Source organism: Achromobacter pestifer, from assembly GCF_013267355.1.
Classification (GTDB): Bacteria; Pseudomonadota; Gammaproteobacteria; order Burkholderiales; family Burkholderiaceae_B; genus Achromobacter; species Achromobacter pestifer_A.
On sequence record NZ_CP053985.1, the window covers coordinates 3,894,284 to 3,910,469 of the forward strand.

General features: G+C 68.4%; 9 protein-coding genes. 2 read left to right on the forward strand and 7 right to left on the reverse strand.

Features of this window, described 5'->3' with window-relative positions; all coding sequences use genetic code 11:
• Window positions 1-39: 39 nt before the first annotated feature.
• From FOC84_RS18620 to FOC84_RS18635, 4 genes are all read right to left on the reverse strand, one after another.
• On the reverse strand, window positions 40-1,398 hold the full coding sequence (locus FOC84_RS18620) for an MBL fold metallo-hydrolase RNA specificity domain-containing protein (RefSeq protein ID WP_173145722.1): 1,359 nt from the start codon (window positions 1,396-1,398) through the stop codon (window positions 40-42).
• A 17-nt stretch (window positions 1,399-1,415) separates the two neighbouring features.
• Entirely contained in the window at window positions 1,416-3,770 is a 2,355-nt protein-coding gene (locus FOC84_RS18625; RefSeq protein ID WP_173145723.1) for a xylulose 5-phosphate 3-epimerase, read from the reverse strand.
• Between the two features lie 25 nt (window positions 3,771-3,795).
• Window positions 3,796-4,677 (reverse strand): ribose-phosphate pyrophosphokinase, encoded by an 882-nt coding sequence (locus FOC84_RS18630; protein WP_173145724.1) that lies wholly within the window; start codon window positions 4,675-4,677, stop codon window positions 3,796-3,798.
• A gap of 153 nt (window positions 4,678-4,830) precedes the next feature.
• Window positions 4,831-5,442: a class I SAM-dependent DNA methyltransferase gene (locus FOC84_RS18635; RefSeq protein ID WP_173145725.1), complete on the reverse strand. Its 612-nt coding sequence runs from the start codon at window positions 5,440-5,442 to the stop codon at window positions 4,831-4,833.
• 68 nt (window positions 5,443-5,510) lie between these two features.
• Here FOC84_RS18635 and FOC84_RS18640 point away from each other — a divergent pair, with 68 nt between their 5' ends.
• Both FOC84_RS18640 and FOC84_RS18645 read left to right on the forward strand, forming a co-directional pair.
• Window positions 5,511-5,930 carry a RidA family protein gene (locus FOC84_RS18640; RefSeq protein WP_173145726.1) on the forward strand — a complete coding sequence of 140 codons (420 nt, stop codon included), beginning with the start codon at window positions 5,511-5,513 and terminating at the stop codon, window positions 5,928-5,930.
• A 114-nt stretch (window positions 5,931-6,044) separates the two neighbouring features.
• Complete coding sequence (locus tag FOC84_RS18645) at window positions 6,045-12,218, forward strand: autotransporter outer membrane beta-barrel domain-containing protein (protein ID WP_173145727.1); 6,174 nt, start codon at window positions 6,045-6,047, stop codon at window positions 12,216-12,218.
• Window positions 12,219-12,239: 21 nt separating this feature from the next.
• Here the strand turns inward: FOC84_RS18645 and FOC84_RS18650 are convergent, their stop codons facing one another.
• Genes FOC84_RS18650 through ampH form a run of 3 tightly spaced genes read right to left on the reverse strand, consistent with a single transcriptional unit; the run spans window position 12,240 to window position 16,139 of the window.
• Window positions 12,240-13,817 (reverse strand): serine hydrolase, encoded by a 1,578-nt coding sequence (locus FOC84_RS18650; protein WP_173145728.1) that lies wholly within the window; start codon window positions 13,815-13,817, stop codon window positions 12,240-12,242.
• 7 nt (window positions 13,818-13,824) lie between these two features.
• Window positions 13,825-14,997, reverse strand: a complete 1,173-nt coding sequence (locus FOC84_RS18655; protein ID WP_254241703.1) for a hypothetical protein — start codon at window positions 14,995-14,997, stop codon at window positions 13,825-13,827.
• Complete coding sequence (gene ampH / locus FOC84_RS18660) at window positions 14,994-16,139, reverse strand: D-alanyl-D-alanine-carboxypeptidase/endopeptidase AmpH (RefSeq protein ID WP_173145729.1); 1,146 nt, start codon at window positions 16,137-16,139, stop codon at window positions 14,994-14,996. Before ampH ends, FOC84_RS18655 begins: the two co-directional genes overlap by 4 nt.
• Window positions 16,140-16,186: the final 47 nt, after the last annotated feature.

A 16,186-nucleotide genomic window follows, 5' to 3' on the forward strand; every position in this document is an offset into this window, starting at 1 on the left:
TGGCGCGCAGCGCGGGCGGCTTCAGTTCGGGAACGCTGCTCACAGCTCGTACCTCTGGTCCTGCAGCGGCACGGTGACGTGCCAGCCGAGCTCCCGTTCGATGCGTTCGCGCAGCGCTTCGGAGGCCTCGGGTTCGCCATGGACGATGAAAACGCGCCGCGGCGCTTCATGAAAGCCCGACAGCCAGCGCATCAACTCGTCGCAATCGGCGTGCGCCGACAGCATGGGCAGTTCGGCCACTTCGGCGTTGATGGGCGTCCACTGGCCATAGATCTTGGTCTCGGTCGCGCCATTGAGCAGCTTGCGGCCGCGCGTGCCGGCGGCTTGAAAGCCCGAGAAGAGCAGGGTGTTGCGGTGGTCGCTGCCGAAGGCCGCAATGTGGTGCAGCACCCGGCCGCCGGTGGCCATGCCGCTGGCCGAGATGATGACCTTGGGGTAGCGGTTGGCCGACAGCGCCTTGGATTCCTCGACGTCGCGCACGTAGGTCACGGCGGAGCACGCGGCCTCGTACTCGCGCGGGGACAGCTTGTGCTCGCCGGCATGGCGGTCCAGCAGCTCGGTGGCGCTGGTCGCCATGGGGCTGTCCAGGTAGACCGGGACATTCCGCAGCCGGCCGGCCTGGCGCAGTTGCCACAGCGCATGGATCAGGGTCTGCGCCCGCCCCACGGCAAAGGCGGGGATGACGACCGTGCCGCCGCGCTGCACCGTGCGTTCGATCACGGCGCCCAGGGCTTCGACGGGATCGGCGGGGTCGTGGCGCCGGTTGCCATAGGTGGACTCGATGACGATGTAGTCGGCGAGCGGAGCGGGTTCGGGATCGTGCATCACCGGATCGTCGTAGCGCCCCAGATCGCCCGAGAACACCACGCGCATGCCGCCGATGTCGATCTGCGCGGTGGTCGCGCCCAGGATGTGGCCGGCGCGGCGCAGGGTCAGCTTCGCGCCGCCGGGCAGGGCGGTTTCCTGGTGCAGCGCGACGTCGGAAAAGCGCGTCAGCGCGCGCTCGGCGTCGACCACGCGGTAGAGCGGCAGCGCGGGTTTGTGTTTGGAGTAGCCCTTGCGGTTGGCGAAGTCGGCGTCCTTTTCCTGCAAGTTGGCGCTGTCCAGCAGGATCAGCTTGGCGACGTCGCGGGTCGCGGGCGTGGCGTGGATCTTGCCCTTGAAGCCCTCGGCCACCAGCCGCGGCAGGTAGCCGCAGTGATCCAGGTGGGCGTGGGTCAACACCACCGCGTCGATATCGGCCGGCGACAGGGGCAGGCGCTGCCAGTTGAGTTCCCGCAGGTTCTTCAGGCCCTGGAACAGGCCGCAGTCGATCAGCAGATGGGTATCTCCGTGGCTCAGGAGATGCTTGGATCCGGTGACGGTTCCGGCTCCGCCCAGGCAGGTCAGTGTGAGCATGGTTTCCTTGTGCTGCATCAGGATGGGTAGTCGAGATCGGCGGGATTGCCTTTGCCCGCGATGGCTTGCCGCCGCGGCGCGTCGAGCACGTCTTCGCGGCGCCAGCCGGCCACGGCGTCGACCGCGTGCGCCCAGGTGCAGCGGTTGGCGTACAGCATGCCGGGCACGTCCAGCGTGCCGCCACGGCTGATGTAGCCCAGCGCCCGGGTGCGGGCCGGGCCGTCGTCCAGCCGGCGCAGCACACCCAGCATGGGTTCGGGGCGCGTGTGGCACAGCAGCACGCGCGGCAGGCCAGGTGGGAAAAGCGCGTGGACGGTTTCGTCGGACAGGACAAAGGCGGATTCGAGCTGGTCGCGCGGCGCGCGCAGTCGGCCGGGTTCCAGCACCACGGACACGCAGCACTCGAGTCCCTGCCGTGCCAGATGAGCGCGGGCCTTCAACGCCTCTTCGAGCTGGTAGGCGCCGATGGCGACGAATTGCAGCGCGCTGGTCTTCGGATCGCCCGCGACATGGGCCGCGCCCTGTTCGACCAGGGCCTGGGCGGCCAGCGCGTCAAAGCGCTGCGCGCCGTCGCGCTTGGACACGACCAGGCAGGCCACCTGGGCGCGCTGCGCATAGACCGCGCGCAGCGCCGCCGCGGCGCTGTTGCCGTCCACGGGGAAGAGCACGCGGGAAGTGTCGGACATTTCGCCCAGCAGGGCTTCGCCTATGGTGGGGTCCTGGTGCGATTGCTCGTTCTTGGCGTTTTCCCAGGTGTGGGACGTGACCACCAGCGGCACCGACAGCCAGCCTGGCGTCTGCCCCAGCTCCTTCTGGCGGCGCGCGAAGATGATCTCCTGGCGCAGCAGGCCCAGCATCTTCACCGCGAACGCCTCGTAGCTGACGATGAGGTTCAGGCCGCCCTTGTTCGCGAGCGCGGCGGCGGCCACCGCTTCCTCGTTCAGGGCCGTGATGACGGCGCCGTGCTGGTCTTCGGCGACGCCGGCCTCGGGATGGTCGACGCGGTGCTTCAGCAAGGCCAGCGTGCCGCCCATCTTGTTGCTGGCCAGTTCGTCCGGGTTGCCGATGCGCACGCGCAGGCGCGGATTGGCCCGCACCAGTTCCACGAACCAGCGGTCCAGCGCCGCCATGGCGCTGCCCTGGCTGCCGGTGGCTTCCCAGGCCGGCTCGGGCAGCGCAGGCGCCTCGGGATGCCGGTGCGCCATGGGATGCCTGCTTTCCAGCGGGCGCTGCTGGGCGCGGTGGTTGGCCAGCGCGGCGAGCGCCGCGTCCAGTTCCGGTCCGGGCACGAACAGCCGGGCGGCGCTGGCATTGAAAGCGTCGCGGGCCGCGCTGTCGGTGTGCGGGTTTCCGCCCAGCGGCAGATTGTGCGCGGCGTTGGTGCCGGCCCCCGGAAAGCCGTAGCCTTTTTCGGTTTCGGCGATGACGTAGGGCAGCCGGGCCGGGTACTGGAAGTCCGGCGCCGCCAGGCTTGCGGCCAGCGCTTCCTCGGCCTCGAGAATGGCCCAGGCGATGGCAGCAGGGTCGCGGCCGTCGACGATGAGCGGATCGAAGCCGTTGTGGCGCAGGTCCTCGGCCAGCCAATGCGCGCCGCCTTCCTGCACGATCTGCGTGCGCTGCTCGATGCGGCGGCCGTTGAGGATCATGACCGGCACGGCCTGGCCGCAATCCTCGGCGCGCCACCAGCGCGTGGCCCAGTCGGAGCCGCGCTGTTCCTCGAACGCGCCGTCGCTCAGGAAGGCCACCAGGCTTTCGCCCGGTAGAGGCATGTGCACGTACTGCAGGCCGGCGAAGCCCAGGTAGCCGCCTTCCGATACCGCGCCCGCCGTGTTGGGGCCGGCATGGCTGCCCAGCGGCACGGCAGGCAATCCCTGGGCGTCGATGGCGTAGGAATAGAAGTCCGTGGTCAGGCGTCTCAGTCCGGCCTCGCTGCGGTCGTAGCGGCCGCGCTGGGCCGGCGAGACGTCGCCGGTCAGGGCGTTGACGGCTTCGATGGCGGCCACGCAATGGCCCTGTCCCATCAGCCAGCCGCGGGTCTTGCCGCTCAACGCATTGGCCAGCAGATAGGCGACGAAGGCCGGCACCATGTTCAGCGAGCCGCCCGTATGGCCTTCGGGGTTGGGCTTGAAGTCTCCGGCGGCCAGAGGCGCGCCGTTCAGGTCGATGCGGCGGGCATAGGTCATGTGCGCCACCACGTTCATGGCGGCGCAGCTGAGGCGGTCGGCCGCGGCCAGCATGGCGTAGGCATCGTCCGCGCGGGCGAGGCGGCCGCTGGCCGCCAGGCGCCGCACCAGCGCGTCGATGCGCTCGACGGTTTCAGCGCGGTGTTGGATGGGGCCGTGGCCGGATAGCCAATGCTCGCGTAGCGTCATCGCGGGTTCCTTTCAAATCGGGTGGTCAATCGCGCAGATCGCGCAGAAGTGCGTTGGCCAGCAGAGGCGCGAGTTCGATGCGGTTGCTGGGGTGGGGCACCGCGTCGGTGGAAACGACGCGTTCAAAACAGGCGGATACCTGCGTCCAGGCATCCTCGGCGAAGAGCGCATGCACCACCACGCATTGCGGCGGCCTCATGCCGGCGAGCTTGCCGGCAGCCACCACCAGTGTGCGGCCGGACGAGGCGATGTCGTCCACCAGCACCGGCGTGCGGTCGCGCCAGGGGGATAGGTCGGGCACCTCGATGTCGACCTGCCGGTCGCCGTGGCGGGTCTTGCGCAGCACCACGTGCGGCGCGCCGATGCGGGCGGCGATGGAGCCTGCCCATTGCTCGCTTTCCTCGTCCGGGCCGACGATCAGCGGCGACTGCACGTTGCTGGCGATCCAGCTGGCCAGCCGCGGCGCCGCATGCAGCGTGGTGGTCGGGATGGTGTACAGCGCCGACAGCGACGGATGCCGGTGCAGATGCGGATCGACCGTCAGCAGGCGGTCGAAGGTCGAGGACACCAGGCGCGCGAACGACAGCGAACTCACGCTTTCGCCGTCCTGGAAACGCTTGTCCTGGCGCATATAGGCCAGATAGGGCGCAATCAGATTGACTTCGGCGGCGCCCAGGTCGCGCGCGGTGTCGGCCGCGAAGATCAGGCCGAGGAAGCTGGGGTCGGGCCGGGCCAATGTGCAGACGATGTCGACGGCGCGGCCGCGCGGGTCGCCATGCAGCCGCACATAGCTTTCGCCGTCAGGAAAGCGGCGGGTTTCGACGGCGCCGAGTTCGCCTTGGCACAGGGCGGCAAGACGCTTGGCGAATCCTTCGTTGCCGGGTAGCGGGAGGATAAGTCTTTGCATGAATGCCGGGTCCGCCTGATCGAGGTTAGGGAAACCGAAGAGGCCGGGTGGGCCTCGCGCGGTCCATGTGGGACCGCTGCATTTTGATTATGGCGCAGGGGCGGCGCTTTCCGGCGTCGTTCGCCGGTCAAACCTTGATGTAACTCAAAGGTTTTATGCGTGGCGCTGGGCCAGCCAGATGTTCGCGCCGCCGCAGGTCCTGTCGGCTTGTACGTGGCGTATCACTTTGAAGCCGGCCCCGCGCAACAGCTCACGGTACTCCGCGCTGTCCAGGCTGCCGTGATAGAGCGGCTGGCCTTCGAACTGGCCTATGGCTTCGCCTAGATGGGTGCCGCTGGTGAACATCAGCGCCGCGTCCGGCGCGGCAAGGCGTTCGAAGGTTTTGAACATGGGCCGCTGGTCTTCAGGCCGCAGGTGAAAGAAGCTGTGCCAGGCGATCAGCCCCTGGAAGGGGCGCAAGGGCGGCAGGCTGCGCATGTCCGCTTCAATCCAGTCATGCCCCGGGAACGAGGCTCTTGCCCGCGCCAGCAGCGCGTCCGAGGCGTCCACGCCGGTCAGCCTGCAGCCGCGTTCTATCAGATGGCGGCCGATGGGGCTGCCAGTGCCGCAGCCTAGGTCCAGCACCTCGGGAGCGGAGCCGGGCAGCAGCTCCAGGAACGCTTCCAGCCAGGCGCGTTCGACCAGCTGCGTGCCGCGCAGTTTCTCGAAGGCGTCGGCATGCTCGCGATACAGCGCAATCACGTTGTCGGCGGCGGAGGTGGACATCGTGGCGTTCCCTAGTAGAGTTGCAAATCCCGATAAACGAGCAACGCCCGCGTTGCACAAGGACTTCCATGAGCAAGATCGAGCGCCTGCGCCTTCCCGATGACGATCCGGTCTTTGGCGGCAACCGCATCTTCGACCTGTTCCAGTACTCGCCCGCGGTCACGGCCAACGGGCTGGCGTTCATCGCCGGGCAGATCGGATTGCGCGCCGACGGTTCCCTGCCCGAATCGGCCGCGGAGCAGGCGGACCTGGCGTTCCAGCGCATTGCCGCCGTGCTCGGCCATCTGGGCCTTGATTTTACCGACGTGGTCGAACTGGTCTCGTATCACGTCGACGTTGGCGCCGACCTGGCGGGGTTCCGGGCGGTGAAGGAAAAGTACATGCGTTCCGACTTTCCGGCGTGGACCATACTGGGCGTCGCGGCGCTGGCGCGGCCCGGATTGGCGGTGGAGATCAAGGTGGTCGCGGCGGTGCGTGATTCGAAATAGGGCGGGCGGGGAGCGGCGACTCGTCAGCCAGGATGGTTGATTCGTCATCTTGGACTTGTACGGCGGTTGGCGAACGGCGACTTTCTCAATTTGCCCATTTCTGTCGCCGCCGCCATGACTCCCCTGCAAGATTTTTCCAAGCCTGGCCGCCATGGCTTGCGGCTCACCTGGTTGGCGCTGCTGCTGCAGGCGGGGATTTCCACCCTCTATGTATTCGGACGTCCGGCATTGGCGCAGACGGCGCCGCTGGCCTATCAACTGCGCGGCGCCGACGGCACCTGCTGTTCCAGCGGCAGCCACCCCGACAATGGCCATGATGGGCAATGGGGGCAGCGCGACTTCGTGCAGACGGACAGCAATCAACGCATCAGCGCCAATGCGCCGGGCCAGACCGGCATCCTGATCGACGTCAGTGGTGGCAAGGGCGGTAACGGCAGGGACGCGGACCCCAACCATTGGGGAGGCAATGGCGGCGGCGGGCGGATCATCGATTACACCTTGTCGGCCAGCACGGTCAACGCCGCCGGCCGCGGGATCGACCTGTACTCCGCGGGAGGCAACGGCGGCCTGTGGGGCAACGCTGACGGGGCCAATGGCGGCTACGGGATAGGCGGCGATGGACACCAGGCGCGAGCCACGCTGAACAACGCCAACGTGGTCGGCACCGGTTTCGGTGTCGCCGCCCAATCCTGGGGCGGATCGGGGACTGACAGCGCCATCGCAAAGGGCTTCAGCGGCGCGTACACATCCGGCCACGGCGGCAATGGCGGCGTCGCGTCCGTGATCCTGCAAGGCGCGACATCGGTGACCGCGCGCGGGCCGGGGCCGGACAACGTCAGCGCAGCGGTGGGCTTGATATCGTCGGGTGGCAACGGCGGCGCTGCCGAACACACGGGCGATTTTGGCGGGCATAGCGATTCAGGCCGGGGCGGTGATGCTTCCAATGTCGTCTTTGCAGCGTCGGCAGGGTCTTCCGTTAACGGGCTGGGCGATGGCGTGTATGGCGTGATCGCCCGTTCCATCGGCGGGAATGCGTCGACCGCCAATGGCACCGACACCAAAGCCGCCGCGGGCGGCAACTCGGGCTCTGTCACCATCGCCAATGGCGGAACCCTCAAAACCAATGGCAATCGCGGAATCGGCGTCTATGTCCTGGCCCAGGGCGGCAACGGCGGCAATGGCGGCCGCGGATCATGGATCGAGGGACACAATGGCGGCGCGGGCGGATCGCCCGGCGCGGTCACGATCACCAACACCGGCACGATCGCGACCGGAACCAACAGCACCGTCGGCGCGAAGGGCATCGTGGCCAGCGTGTTGGGCGGGGAAGGCGGTACGGCGGGCGCCAGCGGCGCGTTCGGACAAGGCGGCAACGGTGGCGCGGGCGCGCTTGCGGGCCAGGCGATCACCATCACGAACGCAGGTGTCATCAGCACCCTCGGCAACGATGCGGCCGCCGTCATTGCCAACAGCGCGGGCGGCGGCGGCGGGCTGGCTTCGTCCAGCAACGGCATCATTGCCGTGGGCGGCGGGCACGGCGGCACGGGCGGTGCGGGCGGCGGCATCGCCATGGCCAATAGCGGCGGCATCGACACCTCGGGCGACAACAGCGCGGCGGTGCTGCTGCAGAGCATCGGCGGCGGCGGCGGGGTGGGCGGCGACGCCAACAGCACCGGCGTGATCACCTCGGTCGCCATCGGCGGCACGGGCGGCGCGGCGGGCAACGGCGGCTTGGTCCAGTTTTCCTCGCAAGGCAAGGTCCAGACCCGGGCCGGCAATGCATCGGGCGTGATTCTTCAGAGCATAGGCGGCGGAGGCGGCAGCGGCGGGTCGGCGAACGCGGTCGGCGTGGGCGTGGGGCTCAACGTGACGGTAGCGACCGGTGGCAAGGGCGGCAGCGGGGGCTCGGGCAGCACGGTGTCGTTCACGCAGGCCAGCCAGGGCACGATCACGACGCTGGGCGCGCACAGCAATGGCGTGCTGGCGCAAAGCATAGGCGGGGGCGGCGGCAGCGGCGGGCTCGCCAACTCGCGCGCCATCACGATCGCGCCGCAACTAGGCGACAACCCGAGCGGCACGGTCACGCTTGCGGTGTCCAACGGCGGCGCCGGACAAGGAGCCGGCGACGGCGGCACGGCCATGTTCACGAATGCCGGAGGCATTCACACTGCCGCCGCGCAAAGCAATGGGGCGGTGGTCCAGAGCATAGGGGGAGGGGGCGGCAACGGCGGTGGAGTGCTGGCGCCGGTCAAGATCCCGACCATCGGCAGCTCGCTGGTCGATCTGCAACTGAGCGTGCGCCATGGCGGGCAGGGCGGCCAGGGCGGCAGCGGCGGCCGGGTGCAGGCGGACAATGCCGCCACCGGCGTCATCGCCACGCAGGGCACCGGTTCCGCCGGCGTCGTCGCGCAAAGCATAGGCGGCGGCGGGGGCAACGGCGGCATCGTCCAGGCGCACGACGCCAAGTCGTTCAACGACATCCTGGGTTCGCCCGCCAACCTGGCCGGCTTGCTGGACAAGGCGGCCAATTGGCTGGAGCAGGCGCCGCAGCTGAAGTTCAGCAAGGCCGTCAACCTGTCCGTCGGCGTCACGACCGGCGGCAGTGGCGGCGCCGGGAACGGCGCCAGCGCTTTCGATGTGCGCAATGACGGCGCCATTTCAACGGCGGGCGATCACGCGCCCGGCATCCTGGCGCAAAGCATCGGCGGCGGCGGCGGCAACGCCGGGATGATAGATTCGGCGGGGGCGTCCAGCCTGCTGTCCAGCATCGACGCGCTGATCAAGGCCGCCGAGTCCGGCGCGCAGAACCTTTTTACCGTCGCGCTGCCGCAGACCAGCATTACCCACCAGACCGGAGGCAACGGCGGCGCGGCGGGCGCCGGCGGCGGCTCCGCTTCAGACCCCGCCATCGTCACGAACGCGGGAACGATCGCCACCCAAGGCAGCGGTTCGGCGGGCATCGTCGCCCAGAGCATCGGCGGGGGCGGCGGCCGCAGCGCGGCCAGCGGCCAGGATCTGCAGTCGGTGGTGTCGGCCGGCGCCGGCAGCCAGGCGCCCGAGATCATCGACAAGATCACCCGCATCGTTGGCATCCTGGGAACCAAGGGCGGATCGCTGCTGGGATCCCTGATCAATGTGCGCAACGGCGGCGTGGCCGGGGCCAGCGGCTCGGGCGGCGCGGTCACGGTCGACGCCGGCGTCTCGGCCAGCCGGATCACCACGCAGGGCTATCAGGCGCCGGGCATTCTTGCCCAGAGCGTGGGCGGAGGCGGCGGCATATCGATGGTCGACCAGCCGCTGTTCCTGTGGAGCCAGACCGCCGCGACCATCGCGCTGGGCGCCACGGGCGACCAGGGGCAGAGCATGACGACGAGTACGGGCGGCGCGGTCAACGTCATCCATGGCGGGACGCTTGCGACTGGCGCGGGCGGCTCCGCCGGGATCATGGCGCAGAGCGTGGGCGGCGGGGGCGGCGTCAGCACGCTCGCCTTGCGCAACGCCAGCCTTGCCGCCATCCAGCAGAACGCGTCCCTGTCGATCGCCTTGGGCGGCGATTATCCGTCGAACAACGCCAGCGGATTCGGCCTGGCCCAAGTTGCCAGCGGCACGGTCAGCGCCGCCAACAACATCGGCCGCATCGCCACGCAGGGGTGGTTTGCGCCGGGGATCCTGGCGCAAAGCGTGGGCGGCGGGGGCGGCATGGCGGCGGTGTCGTCCAGCGCGGCGCTCGGCAGCGTCGATATCCGGCTGGGAAGCGCGTCGACCGATGCGGGCGGCCCCTTTTCGAGCAGCGTGAACGGCGCGGGCGGCACTGTTGCCGTGTCGAACTTGGGAGGCAGCATCGCGACCCGCGGCGCGCTTTCCTTCGGCGTGCTGGCGCAGAGCGTGGGCGGCGGCGGCGGCCTGGTGACGATGGACGACGGCACGGGGCCTGTCTCGAGCGCGGCGAACATCACGTTCGGTTCCAGCGCGCCGATGACCGGCCCCGGGGGAACGGTCAGCGTGACGCAGGACGTGGGCGGCAGCATCGTCACGGCGGGCACCAATTCGCATGGCATCGTCGCGCAAAGCGTGGGCGGCGGCGGCGGCATCGCCGGCCTGGCCATCCGGCCCGGCCTGACGGCCCTGAAGCCGGTCGCGTCCCCCGCGCAAGGTGGCGACGGCAACGCCGTCAAGCTGTCCATTTCGGGCTGGGTCGGTACCTCGGGCAATGGCGCTGCCGGCATCCTGGCGCAGAGCGTGGGCGGCGGCGGCGGGTTGACGGGAGACCAGTCATCCGCGCACTACACGACCGGTCTCATACAGAACGCCGGCCTCACCGGCGGCATGGGCAATGGCGGGGCCGTCAACGTGGCCATCGGCACGGGGGGCACGGTCCAGACTTCCGGCGCGAACGCGCCCGCGATCCTGGCGATGAGCGTGGGCGGGGGCGGCGTGTTCAAGGACGGCGTCCTCTACCAATACAGCACGCCTGGCAACGATCTGGCCTACGGAGGCCAGGTAAGCATAGATATCGGCCATGCGGCGCAGGTCGTCGCCACCGGGGCCAATTCGCCAGCCGTGGTTGCCATCAGCAATGGCGCTTACGGCGGAGGCCGGGCCATTTCGGTCAACCTGGGCCAGAACGCGCTGGTCAGCGCAAGCAGCGTGTCGGGAACCGGCATCATGGCTGTCACGCCACTTGCCAGCACCACCATCACCAACGCCGGCGTCATCCAGGCGAAGACGGCCATCGACGTGGCTGGCCAAACCGTCGTCAACAACAATGGAACCGTGGCGGGCGACGTGCTGATGGGCAGCGGCAGCATTTTCCACAACAACGCTGGCGGCTCGCTATACAGCGGCCCCCGCTTCCAGGGCGATCTGGACAGCGCCGGCGTCCTGAATCCCGGCGGGCCGGGGGTATATGCGTCCACGCGCGTCACGGGCGGGCTGAACCATACGGGAACCTATCGGCCAGACCTGGATTTCGGCGTTCACAACAGCGACTTCATTTCGGTGTCGGGCGCGTCGACCTTCGCGGGTACCGTCAAACCGGTGCTGCGCAATCCCGTGAAGAATGTATGGCTGGGGATAGGCCATTTCGATGCCGCGCAAAACAGCGTGCCCACGACCGCAAGCGACAGTCCCCTGTTCAGCTACGCGCTGAAGAACAATGGCGCAGGCGGCCTGCGCGATCCGCTGATTGCCGTCGACGCGGACTTCACGCCGTCGGCGTTCCCGCTCACCGCGGATCGCGCGAGGGTCGCGGCTTCCCTGCAGACGCTGTGGGACCAGGGGAAACAGAGCGATGCGGCCACCTTCGACAAGTTCACGGGCGTGCAGACCGCCGGGCAGTACCGCGACGCCTTGAACCGCATCGCCCACGATGGCCAGTTCGCCCGCGCCGCCAACCAGATGCATGCCTCCTACGCGTCGATGAACCGGATGATGAGCTGCCCCGCGTTCGTGGGCGAAAGCACGATCCTGCGCGAGGGCGATTGCGTCTGGACCCGCCTGGACACGAACTGGACCCAGCGCAAGGCCACGTCAGACGACGAAGGCTACCGTGTGCGCCAGAGCACGCTCACGCTGGGCGCGCAGCGCGAGGTCGCCACCAACTGGTTCCTGGGCGGTTCGCTCAGCTACGCCTACGGCAAGACCACGTCGGCCGCCGACCTTTCGGGCAATAGCGATACCTACGCGGGCGGCCTGGCGCTGAAGTACAACAACGCGCCGTGGCAGGTTGCGCTGGCCGTGCATGGCGGCGTGGAGAAGAGCAGGATGTCGCGCGGCACGCTGGACGGCACGGCCAAAAGCAAGCCCGAGTCTTCCTTTCTCGGGGCCAGGCTGCGCACCGCCTACGAGTTCAGCCAGCCGTCCTGGTACCTGCGGCCCTACGTGGATCTGGACGTGAACTACGTCCGGCAGGACGGCTACGGCGAACAGGGGGCGGGGGCCCTCAATCTGAAAGTGCGCGGCAACCACACGACCTCGTTCATGGCCTCGCCCATGGTGGAGCTGGGCGGGCGCAAGGACCTGGCAAACGGCGCGATCTTGCGCTCATACGTGGCGGGCGGGATGAGCTTTCTGAGCGGCGGCGACGTGGTCACCACCATGCAGCTCAGTGGACCGGGCGCGACGCCGTTCACGCTGCGGTCCGGCATGCCCAGGACCTACGGCAACCTGTCGGCCGGCCTGGAATACGTCACGCCCAAGGGCGTGGAGCTGAAGACGGAGTACGCCTTGCGCGGCAACGGGGAATACCGCGACCAGTCCCTGACCCTGCGCGCCGCCTACCGCTTCTGAACCGGCGGCGCGGCAGGCCGGCTACTTGCGGACCCAGCGGCCCAGGCCGTTGTCGTCGTAGAACTTGATGTCGAAACCCTGGGCCCGCCCCTGGTCCATCTTGAAGACGATGGACGCCAGCGAGGCGACCAGTTCGGCTTCGCCGGCGGGCGAAAAGGCGTAGGTGTCGCCGTCCCAGTGCCGCAAGGGGAAACGCATGCCCTTGGGGCCCAGCACCAGGGTCAGCGCGCCGTTGGCCTCCTGGATTTCGGCGGGGCCATAGTACGGGTTGTCGAACCTGCCAGTGTATTGCGACAGGGCTTTCGGCGAGGCCGGCTTGGCGGGATCGGCCTGTCCGGACAAATCGGCCTGGGGTTCGAAGAACGCCTTCATGGCGCCGTTGTAGGCCGCGAACCAGTCGCGCGTGGGCTTGCCGTACAGCGCCGTGTCCATGAACGATGCCGCGACGGATTCGGCCGCGCCCACCGGGGCGCCATTGGTCAGCACCACGATGCCGATGCCGGCGGAAGGAACGATGCGGAAGGTCGTTCCGGTGCCCATGAGGAAAGCGCCGGAATGTCCCATCGACGGACGTCCGCCCAGTTCCGTGTTGACGTTGAAGCCATAGCCGTAGAAGCCAGAGCGCGAGTCCAGGTCATGCGCACGGGCGCTGAATGCCTGGGGCGACAGCGCGGGCAGCAAGGCGTTTGGGGCGATCATGGCCTTGCCCTGGTATTGCCCGTCGGCGAGCAGCAGCTTCAGCCATTCCGCCAGGTCGACGACGGTGGAGGACACGCCGCCCGCGGGCGCCTGCTGGTCGGCGTCGCGCTGCCCCGAGGGCACGAACCGGCCTTTCTGGTATGCGTGCAGCACGGCGCGATTGCCGCGCGCCTCGAAGTCGCCGTAGCGGTAGCTGGTCGATGCCATGCCCAGCGGCTTGAACAGCTGTTCGTCGGCCAACTGCTCCCAGGGGCGTCCGGCGGCCTTGGCCACCGCTTGCGCGCCTATGGTGGTGCTGAAGTTGGCGTAGTGGTAGGACGTGCGGAACGCGTCCAGCGGCAGCAGACGCAGGCGGGCGATCACGTCGCCGCGGCTGAAACCCAGGTCTTCGAGATCATCGCCCGCCGTGCCCGGCAAGCCGGAACGGTGCGCGAAGAAATCGCCGATCGTGGCGCGTTCGGACACATAGGCGTTGCCCAGCTTGAAGTCCGGCAGATAGCGCGAGACCGGATCGTCCCAGGCAGCCTTGCCCTGGGATACTTCGATGGCCGCCACCGTTGCCGACAGCGACTTGGAGATCGATGCGATCTGGAACACGGTCTGCGCATCCACCGGAGCCTGTTTGCCCGCCTCTCGCGTGCCGTAGCCCTGTGCCAGCACGGTCTTGCCATCGATGACCACGGCCACGGCCATGCCCGGCACCTGGCTGCGCTTCATGATGTCCGCCACGATTTGCGGCAGTTCTTGCACGGCGCGTTCCTTGCTGCCAGCGGGAATGGCCACCGCGTCGGCGGGCGGATTCGGCGCGCTGGCGATGGGTACGGGCTGCGACCAGGCTGCCGCGGCGCCGCCCAGCGCAAGAACGGTTACGGCGGTGATGAGCGTGCGTTTGCTGTTCATGATGGCCTCAGAATCCTGCTTGGTAAGCGATGCGGAAAACGCCCTGGTTGATGCGCAGGGCCTGGTCGCGCTGATGCGTGAGCCCGGCCTGCACGATGAAGCCGATGGGCGTGACATAGGTGACCGCGCCTGAAATGCCCCAATCCGTGTCGTCTTGCAGACCGTGTTGCGCCAGTTTCCGGCCGCTGCCGGACAGCTTGCGCACCGCCGCCGTCGCGGTCAGTTGCCAGCGGTCGCGAGACAAGGACACCGACGTCACGCCGTTGCCATTGGACACGGGAGCGCCGCGGAAGGCGCTGGAATAAGTGGCTTCGTTGAACCAGCTCAGGTTCCATGAGTTGGCCAACGGCGCGTCGTAGCGCAATCGGGCCGACACTGTGTTGGCGCTTTTCCCTTGCCCCGGGTCCAGATGCAGCCGGCCCGCGTCCAGCCCGCCCGACAATCCTTCCAGCCCAGGCAGGTCGCGGAAATCGTAGGAGAGGATGAAGGACTTCAACTGGTCGCTGAACATCGGCGGCTGATCGGGCCCGATGAGGCCGCCGTCCAGACTGAACCGGCGGTTCATCGCGGTGTTGTCGCGCTTGAACAGGATGGCGGCGACGGAGTGCGTTCCCCGGCCCGTGGTATCGAGCGTGTAGCGTCCGCCCAGCCCGATCGAGCCGCGGAACTCCGAGTTCTCGTTGAACCCCGTGTACAAGCCATCGACCACGTGCCAGGCGTCGCCGAAGCCCAGGTCCATCTTGCCGCCGTACAGGGCGTAGTTGTCCGCGGTATAGGCGGCGAACAGATTGTCCAGGTCCACGCCCAGATCGGAAAACGCGTTGTCCTTGGTGTCGTTGGTGGACGAGTTGAACGTTGCCTTGGTGCGGATCGAAAACTCACGCGTCAGCTGCAACACCAAAGCGGCTTCCGCCGTGGGCTGCACGCTGCTCCAGTGCGAGCGGGGCAGCTGGCCGTTGTCGTCCTGCACGCCGAAGAAGCCGGTGTAGCCTGTCATCAGCAGGAACCGGCCGTTCAGCCGCGGATAGGACTCGCCGCCGTCGCCCAGTTCGCTGTAGGGCGTGAGGAAAATTTCCGTCTTGAAGATATCCCTGGCTTCCTGCGCGCACGCGCCTTGCGCGGCCACGGCCAGCAGCGCGGCCGCCGCGGCCTGGCGCAGCGCAGGGCTGGCACCGTTCACCGCGCCAACTCGGCCGCCAGTTCACGCACCTGGGAATGGATGTTGTTGAACATGGCGAAGTTCACGCGGCTGGCGACGACGAACACGCCCAGCCCCCGGTTGGGCGACAGCACGGCGTAAGACATGAAGCCGCCCAGGCCGCCGCTCTTGCCCAGCAGCAGCGGCGCGCCGTTGCGCGGCAGGGTCACTACCCAGCCCAGGCCCATGCCGTCGGCGTCGGTGACCTCCGTGCCCACCACGGACTTCAACCCGTCATACGGCAGCCACATGGTGTGCGCCAACAGGGACGCCTGCTTCGATTGCCTGGCGCCGTCCAGGTGCCAGCGCATCCAGCGCGCCATGTCGTCGGCGGTGGAGTAGACGCCGGCGCTGGCGTACATCACGTCGGGCACCGGGGCATTCGGGTCGGGTTTGTCGAAGGGATCCAGGCCCGTCATCAGGCGCTTTTTCTGCGCGTCGTTGAGCGCATTGGTGGTGTCGGTCATGCCGGCGGGCTTCAGGACCTCGTCGGCCAGCACGGTGGAGTAGTCCGCGCCGCCGGCCTTGGCCAGCGCATCGCCCAGCAGGCCGAAGCCCAGGTTGGAGTACAGCGTGGTGGTGCCGGGGACATAGGCCGGCTTGTGGCTGCCGATCCACTTCCAGTAGTAGGCGCGGTCGAACGCGGCGAACGGATTGTCGGAAGGCTTGGCGTCGGGGTCGGGCAGTTCACGCGGCAGGCCGGCCGAATGCGTGGCCAGGTCCAGCAGCGTCAGCGGACGGCCGTTGGTTTCGACCTTGGCGTTTTGCGGCGCATATTTCGCCAGGGGATCGGTCAGTTGGAGCTTGTTCTTGGCCGCCAGCGCCGCCAGCACGTCGCCCGCGAACACCTTGGATACTGAAGCGATCCTGAAAACGGAGCGGCCGTCCGGTTCCACGCCGCTGCCGGGCGCGGTTTCGCCATAGCCTTGGATCACGACCTCATCGCCGCGCACCGCCGCGATGATCAGTCCCGGTGCGCCCGAGTTCAGGTACAGCTGCATGCCGGCCATGGAGACCGCGTCCTGCAGCGCCAGGTCGGCCGCGCGGACCTGGCTTGCGCCCAGTGCGCAGGCGGCGCTCAAGGCTAGGGTAGTGATGCGCGGCAGGAGGCGGGACGTCAGCATGCGGTTCTCTCTGGGTGGCTCGAGGAACGGGTGTTCCTCTGCATGCG

Coding starts and splice junctions, on each gene's coding strand:
- ampH (WP_173145729.1), bottom strand. CDS start 16,139: ATGCTGACGTCCCGCCTCCTGCCGCGCATCACTACCCTAGCCTTGAGC.
- FOC84_RS18635 (WP_173145725.1), bottom strand. CDS start 5,442: ATGTCCACCTCCGCCGCCGACAACGTGATTGCGCTGTATCGCGAGCAT.
- FOC84_RS18625 (WP_173145723.1), bottom strand. CDS start 3,770: ATGACGCTACGCGAGCATTGGCTATCCGGCCACGGCCCCATCCAACAC.
- FOC84_RS18645 (WP_173145727.1), top strand. CDS start 6,045: ATGACTCCCCTGCAAGATTTTTCCAAGCCTGGCCGCCATGGCTTGCGG.
- FOC84_RS18650 (WP_173145728.1), bottom strand. CDS start 13,817: ATGAACAGCAAACGCACGCTCATCACCGCCGTAACCGTTCTTGCGCTG.
- FOC84_RS18630 (WP_173145724.1), bottom strand. CDS start 4,677: ATGCAAAGACTTATCCTCCCGCTACCCGGCAACGAAGGATTCGCCAAG.
- FOC84_RS18620 (WP_173145722.1), bottom strand. CDS start 1,398: ATGCTCACACTGACCTGCCTGGGCGGAGCCGGAACCGTCACCGGATCC.
- FOC84_RS18640 (WP_173145726.1), top strand. CDS start 5,511: ATGAGCAAGATCGAGCGCCTGCGCCTTCCCGATGACGATCCGGTCTTT.